The following is a 16,507-nucleotide window of genomic DNA, read 5'->3' on the forward strand; positions in this document are numbered from 1 at the left end:
CGATAAACGTTTGCTCGTGAGAAGTCGCCGGCCCATTACCGGCGACTACGTCTTCATGCCCCCCGCTCAGAACCGATGCCGCACGCCTACCGCGACGACAGCCTGCCGGTTGTTCGACGACGCCGTCAGCGAATAGATCGACGCGTTACCGAGCACCGCGATGCCGTCCGCGCCCGACACGTTTTGATACACACCTTGCAGATACAGATCGGTGCGGCGCGATAACGCGTAATCCGCCTGCAGCATGAACTGATTCCATTTCGGCGCGATGCTCCGGCCGTCGTCGCTGAAATACCCGTCGGTGAACGTGTATGAACCGCCCAGCGTGAGGGCTGGCGTCAGCGCATAGCGCGCATTGAGTTCGTAGTTGTTGAAGGTCAGCAGATCGCCGCCGAGCGTCGAATACGAGCCGCCTTGCATGATCTGGTCGGGCTCGTTGAGGATCGTGCGCGTGAACACCACGCCCACCGTCGCCGCGCCGTACGTATAGCGCCCCGCCGCGCCGAGAATGCGCTGCCGCGCGGCGGTGAACGTCGCATCGCCGTCGCTGCTGCTCACGGCGCCGCCCGTGTTCGCGGGTTGATCGACGCCGCCCGGGCGATTCACCTGCAGATACGCGACGGCCAGGTTGAACGGACCGCCGGCCCATTGCGCGCCGAGGCTGTATGCGCTGTTGTTGCTGAAGCCGCCCGCCGCGTTGCTGAACGCATACGCACCGCCGAACGTCAGACCGTCGTAGGTCGCACTGCGGAATTTCAGCGCGTTGTTCAGGCGCAGATCGTTGTTGAGGTTGTCGTTGTCGAACGGATGATCGGCGAGGTTGCCGCCGAAGCCCGAGCCGGTCGCCGACAACGGTGCGACGAAATCCACGAGGAAATCGTACTGCCGTCCCAGCGTCACCGTGCCCCCTTGCCTGCTCGCGAGACCCACCCATGCCTGCCGGCCGAATTCGTCGCCGCCATTGGAGAACTTGCCGTTGTCGAGATTGAAGCCGTTCTCCAGGTCGAACACCGCGCTCAGGCCACCGCCGAGATCCTCGTTGCCGCGCAAGCCCCAGCGGTTGGTGCTGAGGTTGCCGCTTGCCAGCATCCAGTTGCTTTTGCCGCCCGAGGCCGTCTTCTGATTGCTGATGTAGTCGAGACCGGTGTCGAGCGTGCCGTACAACGTGACGCTGCTTTGTGCGTACGCCGCTGTGCCGAACGTGCCGGCCAGCGCGACGAGCGTGGTTGCCATTGCTTTTTTCATGTTTGATTCCGGGTAAGAGAAAGCGCCGGCCCGCGCATTCACGGACCGATCCCGCACACCGTGCGGGTAGCCGCAATGTAGATAGACGCGGTGACACACCCATGATCAAAACAGGCCGCTTCATGAAACGTTTTTTATCTTCACGACATGCGTGCGATGAACGCCTGTGCGCCCCGTAAAAACGCTGCATCGATGGATAAATATCTTTTCATGCATACATCGCCGATCCGCTAACGCCCACTGACTATCCTGTTCATCAGCCGGTCCGCGAATGCATTGCGGTTCGCGCATCGGCCTCACCCAAATTGATTGATAAGGATGACGAACATGAAATCCCTGACGCTTGCCATCGCCTTGATCGGCGCCACCGCAACGGCTTCCGCTTTCGCCCAGACGTCCACGGCGCCCACGCAACAGAACGCGGCGCCGTCGATGCAGGTCGCCTCGAACTCCATGTCCGCGGTCAATGCCGCCGGCTCGTGGGTGTCGCCATACGGCCAGGCGACCGGAGAGAAAACGCGCGCGCAGGTCTACCAGGAACTGGTGCACGCGGAGAAGGACGGTCAGCTCGCGTATCTCAACTCGACGCTTTACGCGCATTGAGTGGCGCATTCCGAAGCACCTGCCGATGCGTGCGAGCGTCGCACTGCCGCTCGCATCCGGCGTCGCGGCTGCGGCCCTTGCGGCCGTCGCAGCCGTCGCGGCGCCGTTGGCGTGCGGCGCGTTGAACCGCGCTCCTTTGCTTGCCGCCCCTGGTTAGCGGCGCTCGTCGAAGGCGACGAATGCATCCCCTTCCCTCGCCGCACGCCCCGCACCGCGGTTTTTCCCACGACACTATCGATCACTCTGCGATGACCCTCCGCACCGCCCTCAACCGCTCCGCCCGTTTCGCCGTCGCCGCCATTGCCGCCGGACTGCTGTTATCCGGCTGCGCAACGACGACATCGAACAGCGCCGACAGCTGTGTCGGCCCACCCAGCTACTGCAATGTCTATTTCGGCTCCTGAGGCAATGAGCGCGTAGCCCGTCGGGCAACGCGCTTTTCCGTCTGGAGCCGATGCGTCAGAACGAATGTCGAATGCCGACCCGGCCGACAACCTGCTCGCCATCGGATGAAGGATCGAAGCCGGCGATCTGCGCGAGCGCGCCGCCACTCGCTCTTTGCAGCACGGCCAGCGCATACACCGCGGTGCGCTTCGACACCTCGTACTCCGCGCTCAGATTGAGCTGCTGATACTTCGGCTCCTGGCCGGTCGCATGATTGCGGCCGTCCGTATAGGTATAGCCCGCCGCGAGATTCAGCTGACTCGTCGCCTGAAACGTGCCCGCGATTTCGTAGTTCTGGAACTTGACGTCCTGACCGTCATCGCCCTGCTGGAAATTGACGTTGGTGAAGTTGCCCATCACCTTGAACTTGCCAAGCGACCAGGAAGCACCCGCGGCAAAGGTGTTCTGGCTGCGCGCGTTTGCCAGATAGTTGCCGTACACCGCATTGGTGAAGCCCGAGCCGTTCTGATAGCTCTGGATCGACTCCTGCGGATCGTTGACGCGCAAATAGCCCGCGCCAATCGAGAACGGCCCGTTCGAATACGATGCCGCCGCGCTATAGGCCGCGTTGTTCGAGAACTGTCCGGCCTGCCCGCCGAACGAATAGAGCGCCTCACCCGTGAAGCCGCCGATGTTGGGACTCGTGTACTTCACCGCATTGCTGATCGCAAAGCCGTTATCGAGGTTATCCATATCGTTGGGGTGCGAAAAATACCAGCCACCGTAACTGTCGTTCAGCGAGAACGGCTCGATCAGGTCGACGACCGGGTCCCACTGCCGCCCGAGTGTCACCGTGCCCATCGGCTGACTGGCGATTCCCACATAGGCGTTGCGCGAAAACGCAAGGCCGCTGCCCAGACCGCCGTTGCTCGAATTGAAGCCGCTTTCGAGGTCGAAGATCGCGGCGAGACCGCCGCCGAGATCTTCCTTGCCCCTGAGCCCCCAACGACTTCCCGCGCTCACGCCGCTGGCCATCTGATAGAGATGGCTGCCGTCGACATTGCTGGCGAAATCGATCCCCGTATCGAGCACACCGTAGAGCGTGACGCTGCTTTGCGCGTGCGCAACGGATGCCATACCGGCACATAGGAGCGCGCCGACCAGATGCGTCAGCTTCATCTTCTGATTCATGAATATCCTTTTGTTTAATTGAGGATGCCTGAAGGCCATGGAGACACCGCAATGCCTGTCACCACGCAACGAATATATCGAGGCCAGAAAGCACCGCCTTTGCAAGACAGTCTTTCAATCAATACGTTGGATTTTCATGAACCGTTCATTGACTCGATGCGAGTCAATGCTCTGAATTGCCGCGAAGAAGCGGACAACAAAAAACCCGCATCACTTGCAGCAGACGCGGGCTTGAAGAGTTGAAAAAATGACTGCGCAGGCAGAGAGCATCAGGAAGAAACCGAGACCTGGTAGCCGAACCGGCTCACCGTCTCGATCTTCACTTGCGGCACGTCAGCGACCAGCTTTCTTCTCAACCGGGAGACAACCAGATTGACGCTGGACGGATCGACATCGTCTTTTTCTGGCCACGCGTAGCGAATCAGCTGATCGCGTGCGACCGGCGCATTCAACTGTCTCAACAGGCATTCGAGCAGAAGAAATTCGCGGCGTGTCACCGCCACCCGGCGCATGCCGCAAACCAGTTCCCGGGTCGCGACATCGAGAGACGGCGCGTTGAACGCTATCGCGGCAGAAAAAGTGGCGGTTGAAGAGAAAACGGCCGCCGCCGAGCGCGTCCCGCCTGTGCGCTGCAACGCCTGCAAACGTTCATGCATTTCTATGAACGAATAGGGCTGGCAGAAGCAGGCATCCGCCCCCGCCCGCAACGCTCTCGTGCGATCCTGGGCGGTGGCGGCACCCAGCACGGCAACGATCGCCGCGCCGCTTGCGGCCAGCGTGAATTCCGCGAGCATCGCCTGAAACGCCGGATAGAGCGCAACGTCGAGCACCATCAACACGATCGCATCAAAGGGCTCCTGCGTCGCGAGGAAAACGCCGTCGCGCAGATCGTCGGCCCGCTGCAAACTATGAGCACTCTCCTGAAGCGCCTTGAACAGCCACGCGGCTTCAGGATGAGAAGGCCCCACGAACAGCACGCGCATTCAACACCTTGCCAGAACGGAAAAAGAAACGAAGCTCACGCGAGCGTCCTCGACCAGCATTCGATGGAGATGCGCGCGCCCGGTTGCGCATTGCCGATCTTCATCGAGAAGTCGTGCACGCGCATCACCGCGGACACGATGCTCAGGCCCAGTCCGGAGCCGGCGAGATGCCGCGTGCTATCGCCACGATAGAACCGCTGCAGCACGGCGTCGCGCTCGTCGGCGGCAATGCCGGGGCCGTTGTCGACAATGTCCACTTGCGGCCCCGCGAGAGTCTGGCGCAATTCCATCCGTACCTCGCCGCCTTCGGGGGTGAACTTGATCGCATTGTCCACGAGGTTGCTCAGCGCTTCGAAGAGCAAGGCGCGGTCGCCGTGAATCGTATCGACTGGCTGCGTATACACCGAGAACCGGATCGAACGGATCTCGGCGAGCGGCTCGTAAAGCTCGCCGACTTCCTCGACCAAGATCTGCAACTGCATCTCGCTGAATCCGCCGCGCCGCTGCAAGGTGCCGATCTCGGAGATGCGCAGCATCGCGCGAAAGCGGTTGAGCAGCGCGTCGGTCTCGGTGCGCGCGCGCTCCATCAAGTCCGATAGCTCGGCGTCGTCGAGCGCGGCGGTGCGCTCCGCCGCGTGCGCGAGCAAGGTGCGCACATGCGCGAGCGGCGTGCGCAGATCGTGCGCGATGCCGTCGCACGCGCCCTTCACCTCGTTCATCAGACGCTCGACCTCGGCGAGCATATGGTTGACGAGATGCGCGAGCATATCCACTTCATCGCGTCCGCCAATCGGCAGACGTTGGGCAAGATCACCCTGCGCGATGCGCTGCGTGACGCGCCGGATCGCTTTGAGGCGACGCATCTGCCGCACGCTCAGCGCGAGGCCGCCAGCCGTGCCGGCGAGCAGACAGAGTATGCCGCCGCCCACCAGCGCCCTGATGATGGTCTCGCGAATCCGCAGGATATGCGTGAGATCGCGCGCGACCACGAGCGTCGAGCCGTCCTGGCGCCGCTCGGCCATGGCGCGGACCACCGGCGCCTGTTCGTCGCGGTCCATCGACAGGGCGAGATCGAGTGTCTTGCCGGTGCGGTCGGTCGGCAGTTGCTGCGGAAGCACGAGCACGTCGCCGGCCAGCTGACGGCCGTCCGCCGCAAACAGGCCGTAGTAGTTGGTATGCATGTGCTCGTGCTCGATGCGCCGGTAAATCGCCGTCGCGAGTTCCGAATCGGGCAGCGAATCGAAGTAGATCAGTTGCCAGTCCATCACCACGTCGGTCTCGCGCTCCATGTCGCCGGTCACCGCCCAGCCGATGAAGCCGAGCAGCAGCATCACGGAGAGCGAAAAGATGACCGCGTAGATCGCGAGCAGACGGAAGGTGGTCGAATGCCAGCGCCGCGCGAGCGCAGATTGAGCGGGAAAGGTTGTGTCCATCAGGATGGCTCGCTCATGCGAGGATGTAACCCGAACCCCGTACGGTCTGGATCATCGGCTCCACGCCGGGCGGGTCGATCTTTTTGCGCAGCCGGCCCATGTGCACGTCGATGAGGTTCGTACCGGGATCGAAGTGATAACCCCACACCGCCTCGAACAGCATCGTGCGCGTGATGGTCTGCCCCGCATGACGCATCATGAATTCGAGCACGCGATACTCGGTAGGCAACAGCGCGATTTCCTCGCCGTCGCGCTGCACCTTGCGTGAAATCAGATCGAGTTCGAGCGGGCCGACCCGCAAATGCGTGTCGAGTTGGGCGGCCGGCGTCTGATTGCGCCGCAGCAGCACTTCGAGCCGGGCGGTCATTTCTTCGGGATCGAACGGCTTGGTCAGATAGTCGTCGCCGCCGGCGCGCAGGCCGCGCACGCGTTCGTCGACATCGCCGAGCGCGCTCAACATCAGCACCGGCGTCTGAATGCCGATGCTGCGCATGGTGGTGAGAATCGTGAGGCCGTCGAGACCAGGCAGCATGCGGTCGAGCGTGATCACGTCGTAGTCTTCGCTGATCGCGCGCGCCATGCCGTCGCGACCGTTGGCCACCCAATCCACAGTGAAGCCGCGGCTTTTCAGCTCACCGACAATTTCATTCGCGGTAATTTCATCGTCTTCGATCGTCAATACACGCGACATGATCATTGCATGCGCCACCGCCAGCTCTACCGATGCAAGAGGCGGGCGCGACCGGTTATCAGTAGAAGGACATGATGCCATATTCGGCTTGCGCGTTCAGTGCACAGGCGTGCGGTTCGACGGCTGTCGACGCTTCGCCCCGGTGCCTGCGTGCAGGCTACGCGAGCGCTGCTAGCGGCTGCGTATCCGTTTCATGAAGAAAATTTTAAGTTGGCGGCGAGATCGTCAAAAGCATGCGCGAACGACGCTAAAACAAATTTCATTCTGCCGACGCCGCTTCGGTAAACCGCCTCCACTAGCCTACGGTCATCCCGCTGCTTTACTCGCGGTCCGACTCGACCCTTCTCGTGGATGGTATGAAAATGAAGCTCGCAACGAAAACTTTGATCACTACGCTTCTGCTGACCGGGAGCGCATCGGCGATGGCCGCGCCCGGTCTCTCGCCGCAACAGTGCCATGACTATCCGTTCACCCAGGTAAAAGGCGAGGTGACGCATAAGCAGCTGATGCGTGAACTCGGCGAGCTTGAGGCGGTTGGCTACAGCCCCGGCAATGGCGACGACAACGACTATCCGGATGATCTGCAGCAGGCAGAGCAAAAATTGCAGGCGGAGTATCGCGCGGACTGCGTAGGCGCCGCGCCGCAAGTGTCGGCGAGTGTCGCCGGGCACTGATGCCGCGAAGCGGCGCAAACACGTTTCGCGCCGCTTCGCTTCCTCACCCGTTCGTCCCCTCGCCCGCCACCACGGCCGCCGTCCCCTGCTGCGTTCGCGCGAGCACAGGCCGCAACGCCGCACCCGTATGGCTGGCCGCGACACGCGCGAGACCTTCGGGGTCCGTCGCCGCGACAATCGTCCCGCCGCCCACGCCGCCCTCCGGACCGAGATCGATGATCCAGTCCGCCTCGGCAATCACGTCGAGATCGTGCTCGATGACGACGACGCTATGGCCGCCATCCGCGAGACGATGCAGCACGCGAATCAGCTTCGCGACGTCCGCCATATGCAGCCCGACCGTCGGCTCGTCCAGCACATACAGTGTGTGCGGCGGTTTCTGACCGCGCCGTGTGATGTCGTCGCGCACCTTGCTCAATTCGGTCACGAGCTTGATCCGCTGCGCTTCGCCGCCCGACAACGTGGGCGACGGCTGGCCGAGGGTGAGATAGCCGAGCCCGACGTCCTTCATCAATTGCAACGGATGCCCGATGTTCGTGATGGACGAGAAAAACTCGACAGCCTCGTCGATTTCCATGGTCAGCACGTCGCCGATGTTCTTGCCGCGCCATGTGACCGCCAGCGTCTCGGGATTGAAGCGCTGCCCGTGGCACACATCGCAAGGCACTTTCACGTCCGGCAGGAAGCTCATGCCGATCGTGCGCACGCCCTGCCCCTCGCACGCCGGACAACGGCCGTCACCGGTGTTGAACGAGAAGCGCGAGGCCGTATAGCCGCGCGCGCGCGCTTCGAGCGTGCCCGCGAACAGCTTGCGGATCGCATCCCACACGCCGATGTAAGTGGCGGGACACGAACGCGGCGTCTTGCCGATCGGCGTCTGATCGACTTCGAGCACGCGGTCGATACTCTCCCAGCCGGTGATCGAATCGCACCCTTGCCACGCATGCGTGACGTTCAGCGGCGCGCGCGGCGCCGAGCGCGCCAGCACGCTGGAGCGCCGGTTCGCGGCGGGCTTCTCCTCGGCCGCGGCGCGCGCACGCCGCGTGGCCGGCGACGACAGCACCGAGCGCCCGACCGCATCCAGCAGATTGGCCATCAGCACGTCGCGCGCGAGCGTGGACTTGCCGGAACCGCTGACACCGGTCACCGCGACCAGCCGCGACAGCGGAATGCCCACCGTGACATTGCGCAGGTTGTGCAGCTTGCCGCCATGCACGCTCAGCCAGTTCTCCGGCACCGCGGCCGCGCGCTTGCCCGGTGCGACTACCGCGCGGCGCGGCTGCAACGGATGCACGATCGGATTCGCGAGAAACTGCCCGGTGAGCGAATCGGGCTGCGCCGACAGATCGGCCACACTGCCCTGCGCGATCAACGTACCGCCGCGCTTGCCCGCCCCCGGCCCGATATCGATGATGTGATCCGCGCGCCGGATCGTGTCCTCGTCATGCTCGACGACCACCAGCGTATTGCCCTTCTCGCCGAGCTTGCGCAACGCGTTCAGCAAAATCTGGTTGTCGCGCGGATGCAGGCCGATGGTGGGCTCGTCGAGCACGTAGCACACGCCCTGCAGATTGCTGCCGAGTTGCGCGGCGAGCCGGATGCGCTGCGCTTCGCCGCCCGACAGACTCGGCGCCGCCCGATCGAGGCTCAGATAGCCGAGCCCGACCTCTTCCAGAAACTGCAGACGGCTGCCGATTTCGCTGATCACGTCGCGCGCGATTTCCGCGTCGCGGCCGGTCATCTCGACGCTGTCGATCCACGCGCGCGTGTCGGACACGGTCCACTGCGCGACGTCGACGATCGCCTGCGCGTCGAACGTGACCGCGCGTGCGGTCGGGTTCAGACGCGTGCCCGAGCAATCCGGACACGGTTCGTCGACGAGGCCTTCGGGTTCCTGCTCCTCCGACGGCAAGCTCTGCTCGCGGCCGCGATTGTCGTCGACGACGATCGTGTCGTCGTACGCGGCGCGTTGCTCACGCGTGAGCGACAGGCCCGTGCCGACGCAGGTCGTGCACCAGCCATGCTTGCTGTTGTACGAGAACATGCGCGGATCGAGTTCGGGATAGCTGGTGCCGCACACCGGACACGCGCGCTTCGTGGACAGCACCTTCACCGTGCCGAGCGGCGCGGTGGGATGGCCCCCGCTGATCGCGTCGTGCAGACCGTCGAGCGGCGCGAGCAGATGCATCACGCCCTTGCCGACTTCCAGCGTCCGGTCGAGCGCCTCGCGCAATTCGGCTTCATGGTCCGCCGACACGACGAGGTCGGCGACCGGCAATTCGATCGTATGTTCGCGGAAGCGATCGAGCTTCGGCCACGGGTCCACCGGCACGAACTCGCCATCGACACGCAGATGCGTATTGCCGCGCGCCTTTGCCCATTTCGCCAGGTCCGTATAGACGCCCTTGCGGTTCACGACGAGCGGCGCAAGGAAGCCGACATGCTGCCCCTTGTGATCGCGCAGCAATTGCGCCGCGATCGATTCGACGCTTTGCGACGTGACGGGCGTACCGTCGTGAATGCAGTGCTGCAAACCGAGTTTCACGTACAGCAGCCGCAGGAAGTGCCACACCTCCGACGTGGTCGCCACCGTGCTCTTGCGGCCGCCGCGCGAGAGGCGCTGCTCGATCGCGACGGTCGGCGGGATGCCGTACACCGCGTCGACCTCGGGCCGCCCGGCCGGCTGCACGATGGAGCGCGCGTACGCGTTCAGCGATTCGAGATAGCGGCGCTGCCCTTCGTGGAACAGAATGTCGAACGCGAGCGTGGACTTGCCCGAACCGGACACGCCGGTAATCACGTTGAACTTGCCGTGCGGAATGTCCACGTCGAGCGCTTTGAGGTTGTGCTCGCGCGCATTGACGATGCGCACCACGTCCTCGCCTTCGATCGCCCGGCGCGCGCGCGCCGCGCTCAGCGCCTTCTGCAGCGGAATGCCTTGCGACGCCGGTTCGGCCGCCGCGCCCATCGCGCGGTCGTACTGCAGCAGCGCCTTGCCGGTATGCGATTCCGCGCATTGCTTGACGTCTTCCGGCGTGCCCGCGCACAGCACGCGGCCGCCGCCGTCGCCGCCTTCGGGACCGAGGTCGATCAGCCAGTCGGCCGCGCGAATCACGTCGAGATTGTGTTCGATCACGATCAGCGAGTGACCGCTCGCGAGCAGCTTGCCGAACGCCTGCATCAGCTTGGCGATGTCGTCGAAATGCAGGCCGGTGGTCGGTTCGTCGAACATGAAGAGGCGCTTTGCGACCGGCTGCTTCGCGCTGCGCGCACCGCGCGCCTGCGCCGATTCCGCGAGAAAGCCCGCGAGCTTGAGACGCTGCGCTTCGCCGCCGGACAGCGTGGGCACCGGCTGGCCGAGCTTCACGTATTCCAGACCGACGTCGACGATGGGCTGCAGCACGCGCAATACTTCGGCATCCTTTGCGAAATAGGCTGTAGCCTCGCTGACCGTCAGCTCCAGCACGTCGGCAATGCTCAGCGCGCGCGCCGGCTCGCCGCGCTCGATCTTCACTTCGAGCAGTTCCGCGCGATAACGGCGGCCATCGCAATCCGGACAACGCAGATACACGTCGCTCAGGAACTGCATCTCGATGTGCTCGAACCCCGAGCCGCCGCAGGTCGGGCAGCGGCCGTCGCCCGAGTTGAAGCTGAACATGCCGGGGCCGTAGCCGCGTTGCTGCGCGAGCGGCGCCTTGGCGAACAGCTTGCGGATTTCGTCGAACGCGCCGACGTAACTGGCCGGATTCGAACGCGCGGTCTTGCCGATCGGCGACTGGTCGACGAACACGACGTCCGTGACCTGATCGGCGCCGGTGAGGCTTCTGAACGCGCCCGGCGATTCCGTGGCGAGCCCGAAGTGCCGCGCCATCGCCGGATAGAGCACGTCCTGCAGCAGCGTGGATTTGCCGGAGCCCGACACGCCCGTCACGCAGACGAGCCGCTGCAGCGGAATCTCGACCGTCACGTCACGCAGATTGTGTTGCGTCGCGCCTTCGAGCACGATGCGCGGCGTGCCGGCATCGACGGCGCGCTGCGACCAGTGCGCCGCGTCGGCGACATGGCGGCGGCCGCCGAGGTACTCGCCGGTCAGCGTGCCGGACGAGCGGATCGCCTCGGGCGCGCCGTCGAAAATGATCGAGCCGCCGCGCTCGCCCGGCCCGGGCCCCATGTCGATCAGACGATCCGCCGCGAGCATCACCGACGGGTCGTGTTCGACCACCACCAGCGTGTTGCCCGCGTCACGCAGCCGATGCATTGCCTCGACAATCCGGTTCAGGTCGCGCGGATGCAAGCCGATGCTCGGCTCGTCGAGCACGAACAGCGTCTTGGTGAGCGACGTGCCGAGCGCCGTGGTCAGGTTGATCCGCTGCACCTCGCCGCCCGACAGCGTGCGGCTTTGCCGGTCGAGCGTCAGATAACCGAGCCCGACGTCGCAGAGATATTTGAGACGCGTGCGCACTTCGGCGAGCAGCAGTTTCAGCGCGTCGTCGAGCAACGCGCTCGGCAGGCTGATCTCGTCGAAGAAGCGGCGGATGCGCTCGATCGGCATCAGCATCAGGTCGTGCACGGTCAGACCCGGCAGCGCTTCGAGCTGCGCGCGGGTCCACCGCACGCCGCGCGGCATGAAGCGCTTAGCGGGCGGGAGCACGTCGTCCGCATTCGCCTTGCTGCCCAGGCGCCACAGCAGCGATTCCGTTTTCAGACGCGCGCCGCCGCAGGTTTCGCACGGCGTATAGCTGCGGTACTTCGACAGCAGCACGCGAATATGCATCTTGTACGCTTTGGATTCGAGGTACTCGAAAAAGCGTTTGACGCCGTACCAATGGCTCTGCCACTTGCCGTTCCAGTCCGGCGAACCGTTGATGACCCAGTCGCGCTCGGCGTCGGTCAGTTCACCCCACGGCGTGCCGCGGCGGATGTCGGCCTTCGCCGCGTAGCGCATCAGGTCGTCCTGGCACTCCTTCCAGGCGGGCGTTTGCATCGGCTTGATCGCGCCCTCGCGCAGCGTCTTGCGCGCATCGGGAATCACGAGGCCCAGGTCGACGCCGATCACGCGGCCGAAACCGCGGCAGACTTCGCACGCGCCATAGGCCGAGTTGAACGAGAACAGCGCGGGTTGCGGGTCGGCGTAGCGCAGATCGCTTTCCGGGCTGTGCAAACCGGTGGAGAAACGCCAGATTTGCGGTTCGGCTTCCTGACTTACCGGCCCCTCCGACGCAGCGGGCAGCACGTAGATATTGACGCGCCCGCCGCCGCGCTTGAGCGACGCCTCGATCGACTCGACCACCCGTTGTTTATCGACCGAACGCAGCCGGAAACGGTCGGCCACCACGTCAAGCAGCTTGCGCTTGCCGGTGGGCGAATCGACTTCGCGCTGCGCCTGCACGCGCGTGTAGCCGCTCGCCGACAGCCACTGCTCCACTTCCTGCTCGGAGGCCGAGTCCGGCAATTCGACCGGGAACGTGACGACCAGCCGCGGCTCGTTCTGCGCGGTGCGCTCGAGCAGCTCGGCGTAGATCGTTTCGGGCGTGTCGTGACGCACCTGCTGCGCGGTCTGGCGGTCGAACAGTTCGGCCGCGCGCGCGTAGAGCAGCTTCAGGTGGTCGTTGAGTTCCGTCATGGTGCCGACGGTGGAGCGCGAACTGCGCACCGGGTTGGTCTGGTCGATCGCGATGGCGGGCGGCACGCCGTCCACCCGGTCGACTTGCGGCCGGTCCATGCGATCCAGAAACTGCCGGGCATACGCGCTGAAGGTTTCGACGTAGCGGCGCTGGCCTTCCGCATACAGCGTGTCGAACACGAGACTCGACTTGCCGGAGCCCGACGGCCCGGTGACGACCGTCATTTCGCCGGTTCGCACGTCGAGGTCGACGTTCTTGAGGTTGTGCTGGCGCGCGCCGCGAATCTTGATAGTGCCGTTAGATGACAATTTTTCCGACCGTCTGAATGTCTGAATGAGTGGGCCACCTCTCACGGACGCCTCGCGACCGCGCAAGTTCGGTGCAGCCGGGAACGGCGGCACGCACACGCGACGAGCGCCGCGCGCGCATTGAAGCCCTCAGGTTGCAGCGGGATACTATACTGTATATCTATACAGTTTTCCATGACGCGCGCAGGATGCGCTGTCGAACCGCGTCCTGGCTTGAGGAGCGGCGAAGCACGCGCGCTGCCGGACCCGTCAGCAAGCGTTGTGCCGATCTGGGCAGGAAGATTCGAGGGCCGCGAGGGGCGGCAATCCGGGGGTCGGGTGAGCGTGCCTCGCCGCCCTAACCGTACGCGCTTTCCACGCTAACCGGCCCCGCCGCCGATGCCACGGCTTGCGCTCGCGCACCGCCCTCGCCAAGCGCATACGCCACGCACCGCCTCGCCAGCACCTCGGTCGGATCGACGAGACGTACCACCCGACCGCCCGGGCACGCGAGCACCGGGTCGCGCAGCAGCAGCGGCAACTCGGTGCAGGCCAGCACGATGACCTGCACGCCTTGCGCGACGAGGTCGTCGACCGCCGCCGCGAGGTCGTCCCCGCACTCGCCCGACGTGTAGCCCGCCTTGGCGCCGCGCGGTCCGTAGATGGCGTTCATCAGCCGTCCCTGCGCGGGCGCGTCCGGCGCAATCTGCGCGAAGCCGCGCGCTGCGAGCGCCTGTTCGTAGACACGGCTCGCCAGCGTGCCCGACGTCGCCAGCACGCCGACTTCGCGCAGGCCCGGAAAGGTCTCGCGCAGATAATCGGCGGTACAGGTCAGCATATTCACGATCGGCACGCCCAGCGCCGGCTGGATCTGCTCGATGAACGCGTGCGCGGTATTGCACGGAATCGCGATCAGATCCGCGCCGCCTTCTTCGAGCGTCTTGCATGCCGCGTACAGCGCGAGTGTCGGATCGTCGCCGCCGCCGACGAGCGCCTCGGTGCGGTCCGGAATCTGCGGATTCTGTTCGACCATCACCTTGATGTGATCCTGGTCGCGCGCGGCCGGCGTGTTGCGCACCAGTTTGGCCATGAAATCGACGGTCGCCGCGGGGCCGACGCCGCCCACCACGCCCAGCTTGAAGCGCCGCGCCGGCCGCGCATAGCGGGCCGCCGCGACATGGCGCGCATAGACCTGATTGGTGTCGACGAGCGGCACGTCGAGCGGCTCGAGCGCGCGCAGGACGAGGCCGATTTCGGCCAGCCCCGGCAGGATGATCTCGGCCCCCTGCGCGACCAGGTCGGCGCAAGCCGCGCGCAGCAATTCCACCGGCCGGCCATGCAGACGGCCGGTGCGGATGCCCTCGTCGCCATACACGGCGCTCGTCACGCAATCGGCGCCCGTGCCGTGACGCGGATGCAGCACGTCGAACCGCGCGGCATCGAAATAGCGTTCAAAAAGCCCGTTTTCGCGGATGACCCCGCTGGTTAGCACGCCGATCCGCCGCACCGACGGAAACGTCCGCCGCACGTGGGTGGTGAGCGCCGTCATGATGTTGGCGACCGGTACGGCGAGGTTCGCCGAGAGTTCGTCGATGAAGGTATGGCTGAGGAAGCACGGCAGCACGATCGCATCGACGCCGCGCTTTTCCAGCTCGCGCATCGTGTCGAACATGTGGATCTTGAACTGGACGTTCGCTGTGTCCGGCGCGCTCGCGCCTTGCCAGCAGCGCGGCTCGAACACCAGATCGACGGCCCCCGCCGCGCCGGGCCGGCGCGCGGCGGTGCCGATTCTGCTCAGGATGTCGGCGCCGGCGAGCTGGGCCGCGCCCGCCGCCACGCCCAGCGAACGAAAGCGATGCATGATGACTTCCCCCGTCATTGTCCATCCGCCTTGATGGTAGGCGGCTTTTGCGCTTGAGGATGACATTATGTCGGCCGCGCATGACGTGGGGTTAACCACGAAAATCCGGTTTTCTTGGCCTTAATTCGCGGCCCGCCTGCCGGGCCGCGTATCGGGAAACCGCCTAGGCCGCTTCGGCGACGCCGTGCGCCGCGCCCCGCTTGCGGCGTTCGAGCGTGCCGATGCAGACCAATGAAACGCCCGCGAGACAGCTATAAAACACCGCAAGCGGCCACCATGCACCCGGATAGTGATGCGCGAGCACGGTACCGATCAACGGCGTCAAGCCGCCGGCCAGCGCGGCGCACATCTGGTACGACAGCGAGATGGCCGAATAGCGCACGCGCACCGGGAACGCGGTCGACATGAAACCGGCCATCACCGCGTACGAACTCGACATGCACATCACCGCCAGCGCGATGCCGGTCACGATCGCCACCGGCCGCCCGGTCGAGACCAGCGCGAACATCGGATACGGCGACAGCATCGCCAGCGCCGCCGCGCCCTTCAGGAAGCGTCCGGTGCCGATGCGTTGCGCGAACCAGCCCGAACCCAGCTGCGTGAACAGCTGGATGAACGCGACCACGAACAGGGCATCGAGAATCAGCGAACGATCGAGGCCGAGCGTCTGGGTCGTGTAATTGAGCATGAACGTGTTGACGAACCACGCGCCCGCCACGCCGATCACGTTTGCACCGAGACACAGCAGCACGGTGCGCCACGCGTCGCGCACTACTTCGGCGACAGGCAGCGCGGCCACGCGCCGCTGCGCCTTGAGCGCGTCGAATTCCGGCGATTCGCCGACGCCCGAGCGGATCAGCAGCCCGACCACCAGCAGCACCGCGCTCGCGAGAAACGGCAGGCGCCAGCCCCAGCCGAGAAACGCGTCCTTGTCCATCGACGCCACCGCGCGAAACGCCAGCAGCGACAGGATCAGACCCGCCGGACTGCCGAGTTGCGCGAAGGACGCGAAGAACGTGCGCTTGCCCTTGGGCGCATGCTCGCTCGCCATCAGGACCGCGCCGCCCCACTCGCCGCCGATCGCAATGCCCTGCGCGACGCGCAGCAGCACCAGCAGCACCGGCGCCCAGATGCCGGCGCTCGCGTAGGTGGGCAGCAAGCCGATGCCGACCGTGCCGACGCCCATGATCGCGAGCGTCGCGACCAGCGCCTTCTTGCGTCCGATGCGGTCGCCCAGATGGCCGAACACCAGCCCGCCGAACGGCCGCGCGAAGAAGCCCACCGCGAAGGTGCCGAACGACGCGAGTGTCGCGAAGAACGGGTCGCTGCCGGGAAAGAACAGCTTGCCGAATATCAGCGCGGACGCGGTGGCGTAGATGTAGAAGTCGTACCACTCGATGGTGGTGCCGACGAACGCGGCGGCCGCCGCGCGCCTGGGTTGACGGGTTGCTGCGTGATCGTCTGGCTCGCGATGCATGTCTGTGTCTCCGAGATCGTTCTTGTGTCAAAAGCGCGGCTTCTGCGTGCCGTC

At 65.0% G+C, this 16,507-nt stretch carries 12 protein-coding genes; 4 read left to right on the forward strand and 8 right to left on the reverse strand.

Annotation, left to right across the window (positions count from 1 at the left end; all coding sequences use genetic code 11):
* Positions 1-66: 66 nt before the first annotated feature.
* A complete protein-coding gene (locus tag ACZ9H4_RS10715) occupies positions 67-1,245 on the reverse strand; it encodes a porin (protein WP_476119003.1) in 1,179 nt (392 codons plus the stop codon).
* A 327-nt stretch (positions 1,246-1,572) separates the two neighbouring features.
* Between ACZ9H4_RS10715 and ACZ9H4_RS10720 the strand changes: the two genes are divergently transcribed.
* Both ACZ9H4_RS10720 and ACZ9H4_RS10725 read left to right on the forward strand, forming a co-directional pair.
* Entirely contained in the window at positions 1,573-1,848 is a 276-nt protein-coding gene (locus ACZ9H4_RS10720; protein WP_408156655.1) for a DUF4148 domain-containing protein, read from the forward strand.
* Positions 1,849-2,096: 248 nt separating this feature from the next.
* Positions 2,097-2,252 carry a hypothetical protein gene (locus ACZ9H4_RS10725; protein WP_408145233.1) on the forward strand — a complete coding sequence of 52 codons (156 nt, stop codon included), beginning with the start codon at positions 2,097-2,099 and terminating at the stop codon, positions 2,250-2,252.
* A gap of 55 nt (positions 2,253-2,307) precedes the next feature.
* On the opposite strand, the gene ACZ9H4_RS10730 is transcribed toward ACZ9H4_RS10725, so the two are convergent.
* Positions 2,308-3,405 carry a porin gene (locus ACZ9H4_RS10730; protein ID WP_476119039.1) on the reverse strand — a complete coding sequence of 366 codons (1,098 nt, stop codon included), beginning with the start codon at positions 3,403-3,405 and terminating at the stop codon, positions 2,308-2,310.
* Between the two features lie 69 nt (positions 3,406-3,474).
* Here ACZ9H4_RS10730 and ACZ9H4_RS10735 point away from each other — a divergent pair, with 69 nt between their 5' ends.
* Entirely contained in the window at positions 3,475-3,666 is a 192-nt protein-coding gene (locus tag ACZ9H4_RS10735; RefSeq protein WP_408145231.1) for a hypothetical protein, read from the forward strand.
* Between the two features lie 26 nt (positions 3,667-3,692).
* Here ACZ9H4_RS10735 and ACZ9H4_RS10740 read toward each other — a convergent pair whose 3' ends face one another.
* The 3 genes from ACZ9H4_RS10740 to ACZ9H4_RS10750 are packed head-to-tail and all read right to left on the reverse strand — an operon-like array spanning position 3,693 to position 6,530.
* Entirely contained in the window at positions 3,693-4,406 is a 714-nt protein-coding gene (locus tag ACZ9H4_RS10740; RefSeq protein WP_408145229.1) for a response regulator transcription factor, read from the reverse strand.
* 35 nt (positions 4,407-4,441) lie between these two features.
* A complete protein-coding gene (locus ACZ9H4_RS10745; RefSeq protein WP_476119004.1) occupies positions 4,442-5,839 on the reverse strand; it encodes a sensor histidine kinase in 1,398 nt (465 codons plus the stop codon).
* Between the two features lie 13 nt (positions 5,840-5,852).
* Positions 5,853-6,530, reverse strand: coding sequence for a response regulator transcription factor (locus ACZ9H4_RS10750; RefSeq protein ID WP_408156662.1), 678 nt, complete (start codon positions 6,528-6,530; stop codon positions 5,853-5,855).
* A 356-nt stretch (positions 6,531-6,886) separates the two neighbouring features.
* Here ACZ9H4_RS10750 and ACZ9H4_RS10755 point away from each other — a divergent pair, with 356 nt between their 5' ends.
* Entirely contained in the window at positions 6,887-7,204 is a 318-nt protein-coding gene (locus ACZ9H4_RS10755; RefSeq protein ID WP_476119005.1) for a DUF4148 domain-containing protein, read from the forward strand.
* Positions 7,205-7,247: 43 nt separating this feature from the next.
* Here the strand turns inward: ACZ9H4_RS10755 and uvrA are convergent, their stop codons facing one another.
* From uvrA to ACZ9H4_RS10770, 3 genes are all read right to left on the reverse strand, one after another.
* Positions 7,248-13,136, reverse strand: a complete 5,889-nt coding sequence (uvrA, locus tag ACZ9H4_RS10760; protein WP_476119006.1) for an excinuclease ABC subunit UvrA — start codon at positions 13,134-13,136, stop codon at positions 7,248-7,250.
* A 337-nt stretch (positions 13,137-13,473) separates the two neighbouring features.
* A complete protein-coding gene (gene cuyB / locus ACZ9H4_RS10765) occupies positions 13,474-14,976 on the reverse strand; it encodes a cysteate racemase (protein WP_476119007.1) in 1,503 nt (500 codons plus the stop codon).
* Between the two features lie 163 nt (positions 14,977-15,139).
* Positions 15,140-16,453 (reverse strand): MFS transporter, encoded by a 1,314-nt coding sequence (locus ACZ9H4_RS10770; protein WP_408145219.1) that lies wholly within the window; start codon positions 16,451-16,453, stop codon positions 15,140-15,142.
* Positions 16,454-16,507 lie beyond the last annotated feature (54 nt).

This window comes from Paraburkholderia sp. TE9906 (genome assembly GCF_056279605.1).

What these genes read in the sequence shown, in the direction of transcription:
- ACZ9H4_RS10715 (WP_476119003.1), bottom strand. Translation starts at nt 1,245, where the DNA reads ATGAAAAAAGCAATGGCAACCACGCTCGTCGCGCTGGCCGGCACGTTC.
- ACZ9H4_RS10720 (WP_408156655.1), top strand. Translation starts at nt 1,573, where the DNA reads ATGAAATCCCTGACGCTTGCCATCGCCTTGATCGGCGCCACCGCAACG.
- ACZ9H4_RS10725 (WP_408145233.1), top strand. Translation starts at nt 2,097, where the DNA reads ATGACCCTCCGCACCGCCCTCAACCGCTCCGCCCGTTTCGCCGTCGCC.
- ACZ9H4_RS10735 (WP_408145231.1), top strand. Translation starts at nt 3,475, where the DNA reads ATGCCTGTCACCACGCAACGAATATATCGAGGCCAGAAAGCACCGCCT.
- ACZ9H4_RS10740 (WP_408145229.1), bottom strand. Translation starts at nt 4,406, where the DNA reads ATGCGCGTGCTGTTCGTGGGGCCTTCTCATCCTGAAGCCGCGTGGCTG.
- ACZ9H4_RS10745 (WP_476119004.1), bottom strand. Translation starts at nt 5,839, where the DNA reads ATGGACACAACCTTTCCCGCTCAATCTGCGCTCGCGCGGCGCTGGCAT.
- ACZ9H4_RS10750 (WP_408156662.1), bottom strand. Translation starts at nt 6,530, where the DNA reads ATGTCGCGTGTATTGACGATCGAAGACGATGAAATTACCGCGAATGAA.
- ACZ9H4_RS10755 (WP_476119005.1), top strand. Translation starts at nt 6,887, where the DNA reads ATGAAAATGAAGCTCGCAACGAAAACTTTGATCACTACGCTTCTGCTG.
- cuyB (WP_476119007.1), bottom strand. Translation starts at nt 14,976, where the DNA reads ATGCATCGCTTTCGTTCGCTGGGCGTGGCGGCGGGCGCGGCCCAGCTC.
- ACZ9H4_RS10770 (WP_408145219.1), bottom strand. Translation starts at nt 16,453, where the DNA reads ATGCATCGCGAGCCAGACGATCACGCAGCAACCCGTCAACCCAGGCGC.